General features: G+C 60.8%; 18 protein-coding genes. 16 read left to right on the top strand and 2 right to left on the bottom strand.

The features are described 5' to 3' along the window. The 7 genes from B5E65_RS16290 to B5E65_RS15560 form a co-directional block, all read left to right on the top strand. On the top strand, positions 1-741 hold a 741-nt coding region (locus B5E65_RS16290), incomplete at its 5' end, for a hypothetical protein (protein ID WP_087172684.1). Positions 742-745: 4 nt separating this feature from the next. Continuing rightward, on the top strand, positions 746-1,192 hold the full coding sequence (locus B5E65_RS15585; RefSeq protein ID WP_143403045.1) for a hypothetical protein: 447 nt from the start codon (positions 746-748) through the stop codon (positions 1,190-1,192). A 98-nt stretch (positions 1,193-1,290) separates the two neighbouring features. Further along, complete coding sequence (locus B5E65_RS15580; protein WP_087172682.1) at positions 1,291-1,824, top strand: hypothetical protein; 534 nt, start codon at positions 1,291-1,293, stop codon at positions 1,822-1,824. Positions 1,825-1,863: 39 nt separating this feature from the next. After that, entirely contained in the window at positions 1,864-2,967 is a 1,104-nt protein-coding gene (locus B5E65_RS15575) for a GH25 family lysozyme (RefSeq protein WP_087172681.1), read from the top strand. Between the two features lie 13 nt (positions 2,968-2,980). Beyond that, positions 2,981-3,307: a hypothetical protein gene (locus tag B5E65_RS15570; RefSeq protein WP_087172680.1), complete on the top strand. Its 327-nt coding sequence runs from the start codon at positions 2,981-2,983 to the stop codon at positions 3,305-3,307. A gap of 119 nt (positions 3,308-3,426) precedes the next feature. Beyond that, positions 3,427-4,896, top strand: coding sequence for an IS1182 family transposase (locus B5E65_RS15565; protein WP_087172679.1), 1,470 nt, complete (start codon positions 3,427-3,429; stop codon positions 4,894-4,896). A gap of 146 nt (positions 4,897-5,042) precedes the next feature. Further along, positions 5,043-5,759, top strand: a complete 717-nt coding sequence (locus B5E65_RS15560) for a DNA-methyltransferase (protein ID WP_087172678.1) — start codon at positions 5,043-5,045, stop codon at positions 5,757-5,759. 99 nt (positions 5,760-5,858) lie between these two features. On the opposite strand, the gene B5E65_RS15555 is transcribed toward B5E65_RS15560, so the two are convergent. Beyond that, positions 5,859-6,662, bottom strand: coding sequence for a response regulator (locus B5E65_RS15555; protein WP_087172677.1), 804 nt, complete (start codon positions 6,660-6,662; stop codon positions 5,859-5,861). Between the two features lie 175 nt (positions 6,663-6,837). Here B5E65_RS15555 and B5E65_RS15550 point away from each other — a divergent pair, with 175 nt between their 5' ends. The 9 genes from B5E65_RS15550 (at position 6,838) to sdaAA (ending at position 15,661) form a co-directional block, all read left to right on the top strand. Beyond that, entirely contained in the window at positions 6,838-7,512 is a 675-nt protein-coding gene (locus tag B5E65_RS15550; protein ID WP_087172676.1) for a response regulator transcription factor, read from the top strand. Further along, positions 7,509-8,720 (top strand): sensor histidine kinase, encoded by a 1,212-nt coding sequence (locus B5E65_RS15545; RefSeq protein ID WP_087172675.1) that lies wholly within the window; start codon positions 7,509-7,511, stop codon positions 8,718-8,720. The genes B5E65_RS15550 and B5E65_RS15545 overlap by 4 nt, the downstream gene beginning before the upstream one ends. Positions 8,721-8,872: 152 nt before the next feature. Then, the gene (locus tag B5E65_RS15540) at positions 8,873-9,850 is read left to right on the top strand and encodes an ABC transporter ATP-binding protein (RefSeq protein WP_087172674.1); all 978 of its coding nucleotides are present in this window, start codon (positions 8,873-8,875) and stop codon (positions 9,848-9,850) included. Further along, positions 9,834-10,697, top strand: a complete 864-nt coding sequence (locus tag B5E65_RS15535) for an ABC transporter permease (RefSeq protein ID WP_087172673.1) — start codon at positions 9,834-9,836, stop codon at positions 10,695-10,697. The genes B5E65_RS15540 and B5E65_RS15535 overlap by 17 nt, the downstream gene beginning before the upstream one ends. Then, on the top strand, positions 10,694-12,157 hold the full coding sequence (locus tag B5E65_RS15530; protein WP_087172672.1) for a GldG family protein: 1,464 nt from the start codon (positions 10,694-10,696) through the stop codon (positions 12,155-12,157). The genes B5E65_RS15535 and B5E65_RS15530 overlap by 4 nt, the downstream gene beginning before the upstream one ends. After that, positions 12,154-13,488 carry a DUF4340 domain-containing protein gene (locus B5E65_RS15525; protein WP_087172671.1) on the top strand — a complete coding sequence of 445 codons (1,335 nt, stop codon included), beginning with the start codon at positions 12,154-12,156 and terminating at the stop codon, positions 13,486-13,488. The genes B5E65_RS15530 and B5E65_RS15525 overlap by 4 nt, the downstream gene beginning before the upstream one ends. Positions 13,489-13,645: 157 nt before the next feature. Next, entirely contained in the window at positions 13,646-13,915 is a 270-nt protein-coding gene (locus B5E65_RS15520; protein WP_087172670.1) for a GNAT family N-acetyltransferase, read from the top strand. Positions 13,916-14,095: 180 nt separating this feature from the next. Further along, positions 14,096-14,764, top strand: coding sequence for an L-serine ammonia-lyase, iron-sulfur-dependent subunit beta (sdaAB, locus tag B5E65_RS15515; protein WP_087172669.1), 669 nt, complete (start codon positions 14,096-14,098; stop codon positions 14,762-14,764). A gap of 12 nt (positions 14,765-14,776) precedes the next feature. Next, positions 14,777-15,661, top strand: coding sequence for an L-serine ammonia-lyase, iron-sulfur-dependent, subunit alpha (gene sdaAA / locus B5E65_RS15510; RefSeq protein WP_087172668.1), 885 nt, complete (start codon positions 14,777-14,779; stop codon positions 15,659-15,661). 72 nt (positions 15,662-15,733) lie between these two features. Here sdaAA and B5E65_RS15505 read toward each other — a convergent pair. Further along, a partial coding sequence (locus B5E65_RS15505; protein ID WP_206406318.1) for a GH25 family lysozyme occupies positions 15,734-16,589 on the bottom strand: 856 nt, incomplete at its 5' end.

Genomic DNA, 16,589 nt, shown 5'->3' with positions numbered 1-16,589 from the left:
GCGGCGGAAGAACTGGACCGTATCGATACGGTGGTGGCCCGTCTGGACCTGTCTCGAGCGGTGCGCAGCATAGACCTGTACATCGTGAAAGGCACAGCCGCGGAGAGCCCGCAGGCGCCGGCTCTTACCCGGGACAGTACCATCTGGGAACTGGGCCTGGCCAATTTGTTCGTGGCGAAAAATGTGTCCACCATCTCCCAGCAGCGTATTACCGACACGCGGCTGGACACCAGCCGCTGCGGCATGGTCATGACGCCTCTCGAAACACCCGACTGGGAGGCGTACTTCGCGCAGCTGCAGGCTGTGATTGCCGCCCAGGCCCAGGCGGGCACCGAGCAGATGAATGCCTGGCAGGTAGCATTTAACGCCTGGTTTGAGGCCATGAAGGACCAACTCAGTGAAGACGCAGCCGGAAATCTGCAGCTGCAGGTGGACGATGTTACCGCCGCTGCCCAGGCAGCCACCAGTCGCACCTACACCGCCGAGCTGCCCGCGGAGGGCTGGACCGGCGACGGGGAGACCGGCTACACCCAGACAGTGGCCTGCGAGGGCATGACCGCCGAGGTCATCACGCTGCAGCCCATGATCCTGCCCACCGGCGACCGGGCGACCGACATTGCTGCCCGCGAGGCCCTGGGATACATCTCCATGGTGGAAACCCTGGAGGGTCAGGTGACGGTGACCTGCTGGGAGGACAAGCCCACAGTAAACCTGACAATTTATCTGGTGGAAGCGAGGTGAGCGAATGAGTAAAAGCATGGTGGGTGCCGCGGGCGGCGGTAAGGTCACCGTGGAGGGCCTGTCCGCCGATGTGCTGCTGGGTGGAAGCACCGTTACCGTAAAGCAAGGGGCAAAGGTGATAGCCAGTGTAGAAGGCACGGCAATCGGATTTCTGGCCGAAGGAGGCACCACCAAATGGGGCAATGGTACATACCAGCTGGGAACCTATCCGCCCGGGCGTTATCGTATCATTCTGCGCACATTTCAGTGGACCGGCGGAGAAACATCCAACACCATCATGCGGGCTGGCTCAACGGCAATCCTCAGCCTTTCCGCATCGGGATCTTCGGGTAATACGAGAAGTTCCAAGGACTTTGATACTGCTGAAGAGCTGGCATTCACGGTCGAAAATGGGGGGTATTCCGGCGGCTGTACATATGTGCTGCTGAAACTGCCCAGTGATCCGATTTAAGGAGGATAGGCAAAATGTACATGGTAAAAAATGGTAATGGGGGGGGCTGCTCTACAGCCTGAGTAGCACCCTGCACAAAGGTCATGGGGGTGATCTCCATGGCTAAATGTTTGATAGGGCCTGCGGGTGGGCTTTCCGCCGCGGATAAGGCTCAGCTCATCCCCGAAAACATCCGCTACGGTGTGCCGGTCGGCAAGGTACGGGGAACACTGGGCGCCAATTTGATCGTGGCCGGTGACACACTTGTGCGGCAGGCGGTTCCAAACGGCAGCCCGCAGGCCTCCGCCGCGGCCAACTCTGCCTGGCAGGAGATTCAGCGGGATGACGCTTTTTCGATAGACAACGCCAATATCGTGTGCAATAAAGCCGGCTCTTACCGGTACGAGATGCGGGTTGTTACAGCGAGCGTATGGAATGGCTCGGCATTTGCCTACCTGCGGCTCAATGGCAGCAATGTGGTTACCGGCGGCGGCAGTGGTTCCGGTGTAAAAACAAACACGTATGCCGGCGTTCTGGAGCTTTCAGAAGGGGATGTCCTTACCGCATACCTGTATGTGGTTGCAGGCACGGGGCAATGGTCCGGCAACGGTGAGGTCTGCGTCGGATACCTGAAGCTATTCCGGGAAGAGTAACGGCAGCGTTTTACCCGGATCTGAAAAAAGGAGGAGCGAGTGAAAAAAGGATTAGATATATCCAAGCATCAGGCATATTTCGCGGCTAAAACAGCGGCCTCGCAGGGTATCAGCACCGTAATCTGCCGGTGCGCCTATGGCACCGGCAAGGACATCTGCTGGGATACCTTCGCCCCGGCCGTACAGGCCGCTGGTATGCAGCTGGGGGCCTACGGCTTTATGACAGCGCATTACACCAGCAAGGCGTCCAGTTTTGCGCAGGCGCAGGCCGTCATGCGCCAGCAGGTGCAGGCCTGGATCGACCTTTGCAAGGTCAAGGGTTGCCAAATGCTGGCCGTGGACCAGGAGCTGGAGAAAGGCAACACTATGCTGCTGGGAAAGGCATACAACACCCGGTTGCTGCAGGAGGCGGTGGCCATGATCCGCGCCGCCGGGCTGACCCCCATAATCTACACGGGGGCCAGCTGGTGCCTGTCATATATCGACTGGCAGGCCATCGACGCGGATTTCTGGGTGGCCTACTACCCCAGCAGTGCTGCCGCCAGTGACTTTGCCGCCTACTCCGACGGCAGCTACCCTGGCGGACAATACGGTGATCTGCTGCGTGCCCTGCAGGCGGCGGGCAAGCTGTGGGGGTGGCAGTACGGCTCCACCGGGCACGGCATCAAATACGGTGCCGGGTCTGTAAACATCGACCGAAACTGGATCTACAAGGAGGTAGACAAAAACATGACCTTTGAACCCCTCACGGGCAAGCAGCTGGTCGTAACCAGCGAAAAGTCCCCGGCCTGTCAGGCTTTTGGCAGCCCGGACGTGAACGACAGCAACTACAAAAACCTGGCCCTGGGTACCTATAACATCATCGCCATGGGCGGCAGCATTACCATCGGCGGCATGACCGCGCCTTGGGTACAGCTGGCGGATGGCTATTACTGCCTGGCCCTGTCTGATCGCTGCCGCATCGAGGACAAGCCCGCCGAGCCCCAGACCCCGGCGGTGGACCTGACCGAGGTGCTGGCTTCCCTGGCCCGCATCGAGGCCGCGCAGAGTCGGATCGAAACCAACCAGGCCGCGCAGGGCGCGCAGCTCACCGCCCTGCAGGACAAGCTCACCGCCACCGGCGCTGCGCTGGCAGGAAAATAAGGAGGTATGATCTATGGAAGGAATTACTCTGATTTTGGTACTGGCGATCACTGTGGAGGCTCTGGTCCAGTACGGTAAAAACATCGTTGCAATGGCTTTGAATAAGGAGTATAAGACCTTTGCAACGCAACTGGCAGCCATTGTTTTGGCTGTGCTGGTTTGCCTTGCCACCGGGGCAGACCTTTACAGTCTGCTGGGTGTATCCTTTGCGGTTCCCTGGCTTGGGATTCTGCTGACTGGCGTTGTTATCTCTCGAGGGTCCAATTACGCTTCTGATTTCATCAAACGACTGCAGAGTCCCTCGCCCACGAAGACCATCGCCAATAATATTTCTATGTAATAGCAACGCGGCCTTGCATTCTGCAAGGTCGCGTCAGCCTGTCGAAAAAGGCCACCTATCGGTGGTCTTTTTCTCGTATAAGGAAAGGGAATGCGGTATAATGGTGTGGGGTGATAAAAATGCTGGTAAAGAACGCAGAAAACAGAGGACAACTGGAATTTGTAAGTTTGGAAAACATGGTGCCGCAGGATCACTTGCTGCGGAAGATCGACGCAGCCATTGATTTCAAGAAGATCTACGAATTTGTAGAGGATCTGTACTGCGAGGACAACGGCCGTCCAAGCGTAGACCCGGTGGTACTGTTCAAAATTGTTCTGATCCAGCATATCTATGGGATTCCTTCGCTCCGCCGAACTCTGGAAGAAGTGAGCATGAACCTGGCATACCGGTGGTTCATTGGATATCCGCTGAATGAGGCAGTGCCGCATTTTTCCACGGTGAGCTACAACTTCAAGCACCGGTTCAACCATAGCACGGTGGAGTATGTATTCCGCTGGGTGCTGAAAGCGGCGGCAGAGGAAGGGTATCTGGACACAGAAGCGATTTTTGTGGATGGAACCCATATTAAGGCAAGTGCCAATCTGAAAAAGCAGGCCAAAAAGGCGGTTCCCAAACAGGCGAAGCGGTACGCAAAAGAGTTGTTTGCTGAGGTAAACAGAGACCGGGAAGAACACGGCAAGAAGCCCTTTTCCGACGACAGCGACAAAAATCCGCCCCAGGAGAAGCAGACGAAGGAAACGGTGGTATCCACCACCGACCCGGAAAGCGGCGTGTTCCACAAGGGGGAACACAAAAAGTGCTTTGCCTACGAGGCGCACACGGCCTGCGACAAGCACAATTTTGTTCTTGGTGTTTACGTCACTCCCGGCAATGTCCACGACAGCGTAGCCTTTGATCCTTTGTATGATGAAGTGTGCAGAAACTACCCCGAGCACAAAACCGTGGTGGCGGACAGCGCCTACAAAACGCCTTGGATCTGCAAAAGGATCTTCGGGAGCGGCCGCGTTCTTTCCACTTGCTATACCCGTCCCAAGACCAAAGAGAACGGCCATCCCTGGTGGATGTATGTGTATGACGAGTACTTTGATGATGTGATCTGCCCGGAGTACCGTGCGCTGCATTATTCCACCACAAACCGGGAGGGCTACCGGGAATACAAAAGCCGGGCTTATCTTTGCAAAAGCTGTCCTACCAGAGGGATATGTACCGAAAGCTCCAGGTGCGAGAAAACGGTGATGCGCCATATCTGGCAGGACTATGTGGAGATGGCGGAGCATGTCCGGTATATGCCGGTGTACAAAGAACTGTACCGGCTGCGAAAAGAGAAGATCGAGCGTGTATTTGCCGATGCGAAAGAAAAGCACGGCATGCGTTACACCCAGTACAGAGGCTTAGCCCAGGTGACAAACTGGGTGAAGCTTAAATTTGCTGCCATGAATCTGAAAAAGCTGGCCACCTGGAAATGGAATGGCCGCCATCCGGCACCGGATGGCGGCAAACGGTCCAGATTGCGCGAAAATGCGCCTGACATTTCATTGCTTTTTCCACCTGTCTTCTTGTTTTTAAACAGAAAACCTGCTCTGGCCTGATTGCCAAAGCAGGTTTTTCTACAGGCTGACGCGGCCTTGCATTCTGCAAGGTCGCGTTTTTATGCCGGCCTGCAGCTGCATGAGGCGGGGTCGGGGAATTTCGCGCCGTTGTGGTTGTGGCTGCTCTTAATTAGAGAGGAGCGACAATGTACGAGTATAAGAACAAGATTTTCAATATGGATTGCCTGGCCGGAATGGCTATGCTGCCAGATAGTTCTGTGGATATGGTTCTTACCGATCTTCCATATGGAACGACTGCTGGTGCGTGGGATATCCTGATTCCATTTGACCATTTATGGGCTGAACTTCATCGTGTAGCAAAACCAAATGCGGCGATGGTGTTTACAGCTGCACAACCGTTCACAACCCAGCTGATTCAGAGCAATCAAAAGGAGTTTCGCTACTGTTGGTACTGGATAAAAAACCAGGTAACAGGTTTTCCCTTTGCAAAGATACAGCCTCTACGCTGCGTGGAAGAAATCGCTGTGTTCTATCGTCGAAAGCCGATATATAATCCGCAAGGACTAGTGGCTCTTGATAAGCCTCTCATAAACAAAGCTAAAAGGCTCTCTGCAGCCAGCGTGTACCGCTCGGATGGCTTAGATAAAGTAAGTATCCAGAGGTTCACAAACTATCCGAGGCAGATCCTCACATTTCCCTGCCAGCGCGAAGGTCTGCATCCTACGCAAAAGCCGGTAGCCCTTTTTGAATACCTGATACGCACGTATACAAATCCAGGGCAACTGATACTTGACTGCTGCATGGGGAGCGGAACCACAAAAGTTGCCTGCAGAAATACCCGGAGAGACTGGGTAGGCTTTGAAATTGACAAGGACTTTTTTGCTATCGCAGATGCTCGATAATCCCCAGTGCATACAACAAAAAAGGCCCAGACCGATGCTCGTAAACTTGGTCTGGGCCTTTTCATTTTGTTGCAACCATACAATGGCTGTATTCTCGTTTCATCTGGTGCAAATTCTCATTCTTTCTGACGCGCAACACTGGGGAATCTCATCCGCCAGAATGTGCAGGTATTCCTGAAAATCCGACGGATTGCCCAGCAGCACCGCCGCCACCTTGCCGCCGGTATAAAAGCACACCGCCCGCAGGTATTTGGCGGCCAGACGGTCCACCGTGGCCACAAAGGAGCGCTCGGTGCGGTTGGCCCCCTCCTCATCGGACAGGGCCGTCACCATCACGGTATAGCAGGGATTGTCGTCCCGGTCCCGCAGGATCCCCGCCTGCCGGGCGGCGGCACGGGCGCTTTCCGGGTTGGATTCCGCGTACTCGTCCAGCACCAGCGGCATGAGCACCGCCGCCTGGGCCTCCTTGCCGGGGGCTTCGGGCAGCGCGTTCTGCCGGAACAGGGCGAACTGCGCGTCGATCTTCTGGTGGATCACCTGCAGTTCCTTGGCCAGGCCCTCCATGGTCAGGGGCTTGAGCATGTAGCTGATGATGTTGTACTGAATCGCCTGCTTGGCGTATTCAAAATCGTCGTAGCCGCTCAAAAAGGCGATGTTCATGGCGGGACGCACCTCCCGCACCTGCCGTGCCAGCTCGATGCCGGAGATAAAGGGCATCCGGATATCGGTAAGCAGCAGGTCGGGTTCCTTCTTTTCCACCAGCTGCAGGGCGTCCAGCCCGTTGCTGGCGCTGCCCACCAGCCGGAACCCCAGCTCCTGCCAGGGGATCATGCGGCAGACCGCCTCCCGCAGCTCATCCTCGTCGTCGGCCACCACAACCGTATACAGCGTCTTGGGTACCATCGGGGAAATCCGTCCTTTCCGGGCGGGGCCGGGCCGCCGGCCGCTCCGCGCAGTTTTTCTGAATACAGAGTAAAACATTTTGGGGCGGATGTCAATTTCCACCAAATGCACACAAGACTTTCAGCTTCTTTTCAGCTTTTGTCCGTACAATATAGAAGAAAGAGAGGTGCTCTGTGTGCGGATCCTGATTGTGGAGGACGAAAAACTGCTGGCCCAGTCGCTGAAAACCCTGCTGGAGCGCAAGGGCTTTGCGGTGGAACTGGCCTACGACGGCGCCACCGGCGCCGAACACGCCGACACCGGCATCTACGACCTGCTGATTCTGGACGTGATGATGCCGGGGCTGAACGGCTTTGAGCTGGCGCGGCATCTGCGCCGCCGGCACAGCGCCGTGCCGATTCTGATGCTCACCGCCCGCTCGGATCTTTCCGACCGGATCGAGGGGCTGAACGCCGGGGCAGACTACTACCTGACCAAACCTTTTGAGATCGGTGAACTGCTGGCCTGTGTGCGGGCGCTGCTGCGGCGGCAGGGCGGCCAGGTGGATCAGCTGCGGTTAGGCAACACCGCCCTGGATCTGGACGCGGCCACCCTGTGCTGCGGCGAAAAAAGCCTGCGCCTGTCCGCCCGGGAGTTCGACGTGATGCGGCTGCTGATGCAGGCGGGGGGCGGCAACATCCCGAAAGAGGTCATCCTGACGCGGGTGTGGGGCTTTGATTCCGGCGCGGGAGAAAACAGTGTGGAGGTCTATGTGGGCTTTCTGCGCAAAAAGCTGAAAAGCCTGGGGTCCGACGTGAACATCGCGGCGGTACGCCGGGTGGGCTATCATCTGGAGGTGGCACAGGGATGATCCGGCGGCTCAAGATCAAGTTTGTCTGCATCACCATGAGCATCGTGACGGTGATCCTGCTGTGCGTGCTGGCAGCGGTGCTGGGCCTGACCCAGGTAAGCCTGGAGCGGGAGAGCCTGCGCACCATGTGGCAGATTGCCCTGAATCCGGCCCGGCCCCAGATACCCGACGAGGAATTCACCGGCATGCGTCTGCCCTATTTTGTGCTGGAGGTGGACAAGGACGGCCAGGTGCAGGGCACCCGGGGCGGCTACTACGATCTGTCCGACTCGGATTTTCTGCAGCAGGCGGTGGACGAGGTGCTGCAGCTGGACTCCCCCAGCGGCCTGCTGGCGGACTACGGGCTGCGGTTTCTGCGGGTGGACATGCCCCAGACCGGCTACATCGTGTTTGCCGATATATCCGGCGAGGTGCGCACCCTGAACAGCCTGCTGGAAAGCTGCTTTCTGATCTGCGGCGGGGCGTTTCTGGCCTTTCTGGTGCTGAGCATCCTGCTGGCCCGCTGGGCGGTGGGCCCGGTGGAGCGGGCCTGGGTACAGCAGAAACAGTTTGTGGCGGACGCCAGCCATGAACTGAAAACCCCGCTGACCGTGATTCTGACCGACGCGGAACTGCTCTGCGCGCCGGAGAGCGCCGGGCCGGAGAAAGACCGGCTGGCCGGGGATATCCGCACCGTGTCCCGCCAGATGAAGGATCTGGTGGAGCGGCTGCTGGAACTGGCCCGCGCCGACCGGGAGCCGGAGCGGGCGGCCCGCTGCCCGGTGGACTGGAGCGCCGCCGTGGAGGAAGCCCTGCTGCCCTTTGAGCCGCTGTATTTTGAAAAGGGGCTGGGGCTGGACACCAGCCTTGCGCCCGGCATCCGGGTGCGGGGCAACGCCGACCAGCTGCGCCGGGTGGCCGCCATTTTGCTGGACAACGGCCAGAAATACGCCGCGCCCGCCAGCGTGGTGCACGTCTCCCTGCACCGGGAGGGGCGGCGGGCGGTGCTGGCGGTGACCAGCCGGGGCGACACCATCCCCCCGCAGGAGCTGCCCAAGCTGTTCAAGCGGTTCTACCGGGCCGACCCGAAGCACCGGCACGGGGAGGGCTGCGGGCTGGGGCTGGCCATCGCCCATCGGATCGTGACCGCCCACCGGGGCCGCATCTGGGCCACCAGCCACCAGGGGATCAACACCTTTTATGTGTCGCTGCCCGCCCTGCGCCATTGAAACTCTGACCGGACACACCGCGGTGTGTCCGGTTTTTTCGTGCCGTTCCGCAGACAGTTTCGCGGAACTTTCACAGGCAGGGGCCGGTTTTTTCAGGTTTGTTTCAGCCTGGCGTGGTACAGTGAAACCCAAGAACTACGGAGGTATCTGCCATGATAACGGTTGAACACTTGACCAAGCGGTACGGCAGCGTCACCGCGGTGGACGACATCTCGTTCACCCTGGAAACGGGCCATATCTATGGGTTCCTCGGGCCGAACGGCGCGGGCAAATCCACCACCATGAACATCATGACCGGGTGTCTGGCCGCCAGCGCGGGTGAAGTGACCATCGACGGTCACGACATCTTTGAGGACGCGCGGCAGGCCAAGCGGCTGATCGGGTATCTGCCCGAGATCCCGCCCCTGTACACCGACGAAACGCCCTGGGAGTACCTGTGCTTTGTGGCCCAGGCCAAGGGCATCCCGGCCAAACAGATCCCGGACGAGGTAGCCCGGGCTGTGGCCGAGACGCGGCTGGACGAGATGGCCGGGCGGCTGATCCGCAACCTGTCCAAGGGGTACCGGCAGCGGGTCGGCATCGCCCAGGCGCTGCTGGGCAGCCCGCCCTACATCATCCTGGACGAGCCCACCGTGGGCCTGGACCCGCTGCAGATCATCGAGATCCGCGACCTGATCCGCCAGCTGGGCGAGAAACACACCGTGATCCTGAGCAGCCACATCCTGAGCGAGGTGCAGGCCATCTGCGAGAGCGTGCTGATCATCGCCCACGGCAAGCTGGTGGCCTTTGACACCCCCCAGAACCTGGAGAAGATGCTCACCGCCGCCGGGCGGATGACCCTGTGCGCCGAGGCCACCCCCGACCAGGTGCAGGGGCTGCTGGCCGGTGTTTCCCAGGTGACCGGATGCCAGGCCCGGGAGGACGAGGCGGCCGGCGGCTGCCGGGCCGAACTGACCCTGCAGGGCGACGCGAACGCCGCGGCCCGGGCTATCTTCCTGGCCTTTGCCAAAGCCGGACGGCCCATTCTGCAGATGACCCCGGTGCGGGCGGATCTGGAGAACATCTTTATTGAACTGACCGAGGACGAACCGTCCGGAAAGAAGGAGCCCATCCATGAAAGCGGTATTTAAGCACGAGGCCGGCCTGTACAGCCACGGGCTGCTGGCCTGTGTATTCGGGGCATTCCTGCTGGAATTCATCGGAATCGGCGCGATGCTCTACAACATCAACGCGGCGGTGGCCAACTTTGAGTATGCTCTGGGCACCTTCTGCATCGGGTTTGTGGCCCTGGTGCCCATTCTGACCATGCGGGTGCTGGCAGAGGAGAAAAAACAGAAAACCGATCAGCTGCTCTCGCTGCTGCCCCTGTCCTCCACCGACATCATCCTGGGCAAGTATTTTGCCATGGCGCTGGTGTTTGTGATTCCCATGCTGGTAGCCTGCGTCTACCCGCTGATCTTCTCCATGTACGGCGAAGTGTATCTGCCCACCTCCTACGGCGCGCTGTTCGCCTTTGTGTTCCTGGGCCTGGCGCTGATCGCCATCGGCATGTTCATCTCCTCCCTGACCGAATCCCAGGGCATGGCGGCCGGTCTGTGCGTGGTGGTCATGCTCTTCTGCTACTACAGCGCCTCCCTGGCCGACTACATCGCCTCCACCGCCTTCAATCTGGTGGCGCTGGTGGTGATCGCCGCCCTGCTGGCGCTGCTGGTACGGCGGCTGACCTGCTCCGACGCGGCGGGCATCCTGGTACTGGTGCTCTGCCTGGCGGCGGTGGGGGTTGTCTGGCTGGTAAGCCCGGATTCCCTGGCCACCCTGCTGCCCGATCTGATGAGCCGTCTGTCTCTGTTTGAGCGGTTCTACACCTTCGTGAACGGGGTCTTTGACGTGACCGCCATCGTCTACTGCCTGAGCGCGGCCGCGTTCTTCCTGTTCCTGTGCGTACAGTCCTGGGAGAAAAAGAGGTATAACGGATGAAGAACAGTTATAAAAACAAGCTGCACAGCGCCCTGGCCAGAAACCGGCAGGCGCTGGGCACCCGCACCGCCAAGGTGGGCGGATACAGCTTTGTGCTGTGCCTCGTGGTACTGGCCATCCTGATCGCGGTGAACGTGCTGGTGGGGATGCTGCCCTCCCGCTTCACCCAGCTGGATATCTCGGCGGCGCAGCTCTATTCCCTGACCGCCGACACCAAGGTGGTGGCCACCAACCTGGAACAGGACGTGACCATCTACTGGATCGTACAGGCCGGTGAAGAGGACACCGTCATTGAAAAGCTGCTGGACCGGTACGGGGACCTGTCCGAGCATATCACCGTGGTCAAGAAGGACCCGGACGTCTACCCCACCTTTGCCCAGCAGTACACCGACCAGACGGTGACCAACAACTCGCTGGTGGTGGAATCCGGTGAAAAGAGCCGGTACATCGCCTACGAGGACATCTACGAATACGACACCAGCAACTACTACACCACCGGATCGGTGTCCCAGTCCTTTGACGGCGAAGGCCAGATCACCTCGGCCATCGACTATGTGGTGCGGGAGGATCTGCCCCAGGTCTACCTGCTCAGCGGCCACGGCGAACAGGAACTGTCGGAGACCTTTACCGACGAACTGGCCCGCAGCAACTACGAGACGGTGAGCGACTTCTCGCTGCTGAACGTGGACGCGGTGCCGGAAGACTGCGACGCCCTGATCATCAACGCCCCCACCAGCGACATCTCAGAGGAAGAGCTGGAGCTGCTGCGGGACTACGTGGCCGGCGGCGGCAAGCTGCTGGTGTTCTCCGGCCCGCAGGAGGAAGAGACCCTGCCCAACCTGCACGCGCTGCTGTCTGACTACGGCGTTACCGCCGCCGAGGGCATTGTGGTGGACACCGACCGTGACCACTACGCTTTCACCGCCCCCTATGTGCTGATGCCGGACATTGAATCCAGCGAGATCACCGATCCCCTGGCCGACGGCGGCTACCATGTGATCATCCCCATCGCCCAGGGCCTGGATACCAGCGGGGCCGATTCCTCGGTGACCGCCCTGCTGACCACCTCGGACGAGGCCTTCTCCAAAATCAGCGGCTACGACATGTCCACCTACGAAAAGGAAGAGGGCGACCTGGACGGCCCCTACACCCTGGCTGTATCCATTGAGGACAGCACCGCGGGCGGCCGCATCGTATGGGTTGCCACCGACTACCTGCTGGATGGGCTGTACAACTCCTATTCTTCCGGCGCGAACCTGGATCTGGCCATGAACAGCCTGTCCTGGATGATCGGCGAGAGCGACGCGGTCTCCATCCGTGCCAAATCCCTGGACTACAACTATCTGACCATCTCCTCCTCGGCCGCCACCTGGCTGAAGATCGTGATGATCGGCGTGATCCCGGTGGGCTTCCTGCTGCTGGGTATTGATGAAATTCTGCGCAGGAGGAAGAAACTATGAAGCGGACAAAACAGCTGACGATTCTGCTGCTGATTCTGGCGGTGCTCTGCCTGGCGATCGTGGTCGCCACCGGGGTGGAGCGCCACATGGACAGCATCTCCGCCACCAGCGAGGAGATCCTGGCCCTTTCGGCCGATGAGCTGACCGGCATCTCCTGGACAAACGGTGAAACCAGCCTGAACTTCACCCAGACCGACGGGGTCTGGCAGGATGCCTCCGACGGGGAGTTCCCGATCGACCAGGACAAGATGGCCGATCTGCTGGCGCACTTTGAAAGCGTGACCGCCAGCTTTATCATCGAGGACGTGGAAGACTTTACCCAGTACGGTCTGGCCAGCCCCACCGGCACGGTGACCCTGACCACCGCCGACGGGGAAACGGTGCTGGAACTGGGCGACTACTCCACCATGGACAGCAAGCGGTATGTGACCCTGGGCACCGGCACGGTCTACCTGATCGAGGACGACCCGGCGGAATATCTGGCCGAGGACCGGGATGAACTGATGCGTCAGGATACCATCCCCGACTACGACACCCTGGACAGCATCACGGTGGAGGGCGCGGCCAGCCTGGCGGTGGAATACCGCCCGGACGAGGAACTGACCTACACCGACCGCTATGACTATTATCTGAACCAGGACGGCAGCTTCCAGGCGCTGGACACCAGCAAGGTGACCGGCCTGATCAGCACCTTTGACGGGCTGGACCGGGCCAATTATGTAAGCTACACCGCCACCGACGAGGATCTGGCCCAGTGGGGGCTGGATGCGCCCGCCATTCAGTTCACCGTGACCTACACCGCCGACGATGCCCAGAGCAGCTTTGTGCTGGCCTTCGGGCAGGACGAGGACGGCAACGGCTATATGCGGATGGATGACTCCCCCATCGTGTATTCGGTGGACGAGGAATCCTACGAGGAGATCACCGCCACCGACTACGACGCCCTGCGCCCGGACGAGGTGCTGGCCCTGAATTGGGACGCGGTGACCAGCGTGGACTTTACCCTGGATGACACGGTGTACACCCTGACCCACTCCGGCGATACCTGGACCGTCAACGACACCGAGGTGGAGTTTGACGAGGTAAGCAGCGCGGTGGACGCGCTGGCGGTAAGCGAATTCAACAGCGAGGAACCTGCCAAAAAGCAGGAGATCACCTTTGCCGTACACCTGGACAACGAGACCTGGCCCACCCTGACGGTGGCGCTTTACCAGTACGACGGCGAAAGCTGTCTGGCTACCCTGGACGGCGAGACGCTGGGTCTGGTGGACCGCTCCCTGGCGGTGGATCTGACCGAAGCGGTCAACGCCATCACTCTGGGGCTGGAATAACAACGCTATCCCCTTTTCTCTTTTCTTCTTTTCTTTTCTAGAAGCAGCCGCCTGTGGACGCAGTTCCACGGGCGGCTGCCTCTGTCTGGGGCCCCCGGCGGATTTCCCCTTGCGGGCAGGGGCCGTGTCTGGTACACTGGGGGGTGAGGTGATAGCTATGGAATTCCGCCAGGAACCGGGCCGCATCTTCGCCACCGGCGAGGACGGCCGCCTGCTGGCCGAGGTGACCTTCCCGGAGCGGGAGGGCGCGGCCGAGATCGACCATACCTTTGTGGATCCCTCCCTGCGCGGGCAGGGGGTGGCCGGGCAGCTGCTGCAGGCCGCCGCCGACACCCTGCGGGCCCAGGGCCGCAAGGCGCGGCCCACCTGCTCCTACGCGGTGCGCTGGTTTGAGACCCATCCGGAGTACGCCGATCTGCTGGTATGAGAAAAAGCGGGCCTGCGGCAGCAGGCCCGCTTTGCTTTGAAAAAACAGAACCCGCCATTTACTTTTGTACGCATGCGGGGTACAATAAAACAGGAAAAAGACGGATTTGGCAAATGGCAGGGTATGTTTCTATCCCCTGTGTGCACGATAAGACGGACAGTTGCCGAAAAGGAGCGTTCCATGGACATTTTTGATATCATCGGGCCGGTGATGATCGGCCCTTCCAGCAGCCACACCGCGGGGGCGGTGCGGATCGGCCGGGTGGCCGCCGAGATTCTGGGCGAGCCGGTGCGCACCGCCCGGATCGGCCTGTGCGGCAGCTTTGCCCAGACCTACCGGGGCCACGGCACTGACAAGGCGCTGGTGGCGGGTATTCTGGGCTTTGCGCCGGACGACGCCCGCATCCGGGACAGCCTGACCCTGGCCCGGCAGGCGGGGCTGGATTTTTCCTTTGAGACCCGCAGCCTGGCGGGCGCCCATCCCAACACCGCCATTCTGGAGCTGTGGGGCAAAAGCGGCGCGTCCTGCCAGGTGCAGGGGGCCTCGGTGGGCGGCGGCAATATCCTGATCAGCCGCATCAACGAGATGGAAACCTGTGTCACCGGCCAGCGGGACACCCTGATCGTGCTGCACCGGGACGTGCCGGGCATGATCGCGGCGGTGACCGGCCGGGTGGCGGATTCCGGCGTGAACATCGGCAATTTCCGCCTGAGCCGTCCTCACAAGGGGGCGGAAGCGGTGATGACCATCGAAACCGACGGGGCGGTGGCGCCGGCGCTGCTGGACGAGCTGCGGGCGGTGCCGGGTATTCTGCGGATCGTGCCCATTCCCGCCAACAACGCCAACTGAGGAGGGCACAAGATGCTGGATTATACTTCCATTCACGAACTGGCGGTGCAGGCTGCCGCCCAAGGGGTGACCATCGGGCAGCTGGCCCTGGCCGATCAGGCCGCCCAGACCGAGACCGCCCCGGACATCCTGGTGCGCCGGATGCGCCGCAATCTGGAGGTCATGCAGGCGGCTGCCCGGGACGGCGCGGCCAAAGACCTGCGCTCCACCAGCGGGCTGACCGGCGGCGACGCCTGGAAGATGCGGGAATACCTGGCCCGGGGCGGGGCGCTCTGCGGCCCGGTGGGCGCACGGGCGATCGCCATTGCCCTGGCGGTGGCGGAATACAACGCGGCCATGGGCCGGATCGTGGCGGCCCCCACGGCGGGCAGCTGCGGCATCCTGCCCGGCGCGGTGCTGGCTTTGCTGGAGCAGGGCCTGGCCGACGAGGACGCGGCGGTGGACGGGCTGTTCTGCGCCGGGGCCATCGGCATGGTGATTGCGAACCAGGCCAGCATTGCCGGCGCGGAGGGCGGCTGCCAGGCCGAGTGCGGCAGCGCCAGCGCCATGGCGGCGGCGGCGCTGGTACAGATGCGGGGCGGCACCCCGGCCATGGCGGAACAGGCAGCGGCCATCGCCATCAAGAACCAGCTGGGGCTGGTGTGCGACCCGGTGGCGGGCCTGGTGGAGGTGCCCTGCATCAAGCGGAACGCGGGCGGCGTGACCAACGCCCTGACCGCCGCGGACATGGCCCTGGCCGGGATCGTGAGCGTGATTCCGGTGGATGAGGTGGTCAGCGCCATGCGGGAGGTGGGCGAAAGCCTGCCCTGCGCGCTGCGGGAGACCGCCCAGGGCGGCCTGGCCGCCACCCCCACCGGCAAGCGCATCCGGGAGCAGCTGTTCGGCAAGCAGAACTGAATAAAACGAAAAGCGGCGGGCCCGTTCTCCATCGGAGAACGGGCCCGCCGTTTATTTGTTTCTGCCGGAAAATCAGTAGCCGATGTTCATATCCACGCGGCCGCTGATGCCGTTGACCGTGCCGCTGGAGGAGTACTGCCAGATATCGTAGCGGTACTTGAAGTCCAGGGTGGTGCGGTACTGGGCGATCCAGATCTTGTACTTCTGGATGTTGGCAAAGTTCAGGTTGTAGTAGAACCAGTCGCGGTAGGAGTACACGCCCGCGGAGTAGCCCGCGCTCTGGATGGCGTTGCAGAAGGCCACCGCATTGGCGGTGCGCTGGGCAGCGCTGATGTTGTCGGCGCGGCCGGTGGCACCCGCCACCTTTTCGGTATCGAAGAAGATGGGGTAGCTGATGGGATAGCCCTTGCACAGGGACAGCACCATGGCGGCCTCATCCACCGCTTCCTGCTCGTTGATGGCCTGGCTGTAGAAGTACAGGCCCACCTTGATGCCGGCGGCGGTAGCGCCCTTGATGTTGTTCTTGAACTGGCTGTCCTCCACCAGGGCGCCGCTGCCGTAGCCGCGGTAACCCACACGGATGATGGCGAATTCCACGCCGTCCGCCTTGACCTTGTTCCAGTCGATCACGCCCTGATACTTGGACACGTCGATACCCTTGCGGTTGACGCCCATGGCGCCGTCCGCGCCAAAGGTGTACATCTCGCCCGCGATCACCTGCACGCCGGTTACCGGCTGATGGGTGGCGGGATCGTAGTAGTACTGTTTGCCGCCGATGGTCTGCCAGCCGGTATACTGGGTGGTGGTGCCCACCTGCACCTGGCTGGCGGTCAGCTTGAAGTTGCTGTTGGGAACCAGCGCATTGCTGGCGGTATCAAACACCACGATGGTCTCGTCCAGCACCGGGGTCGGGGTAGGCGCCGGGGTG

Origin of the sequence: Gemmiger sp. An120 (assembly GCF_002160955.1) — a bacterium.
Taxonomy (GTDB): domain Bacteria; phylum Bacillota; class Clostridia; order Oscillospirales; family Ruminococcaceae; genus Gemmiger_A; species Gemmiger_A avium.
The sequence above is the reverse complement of the archived record's forward strand: the minus strand, read 5'-3'. Positions and strand labels throughout refer to the sequence as shown.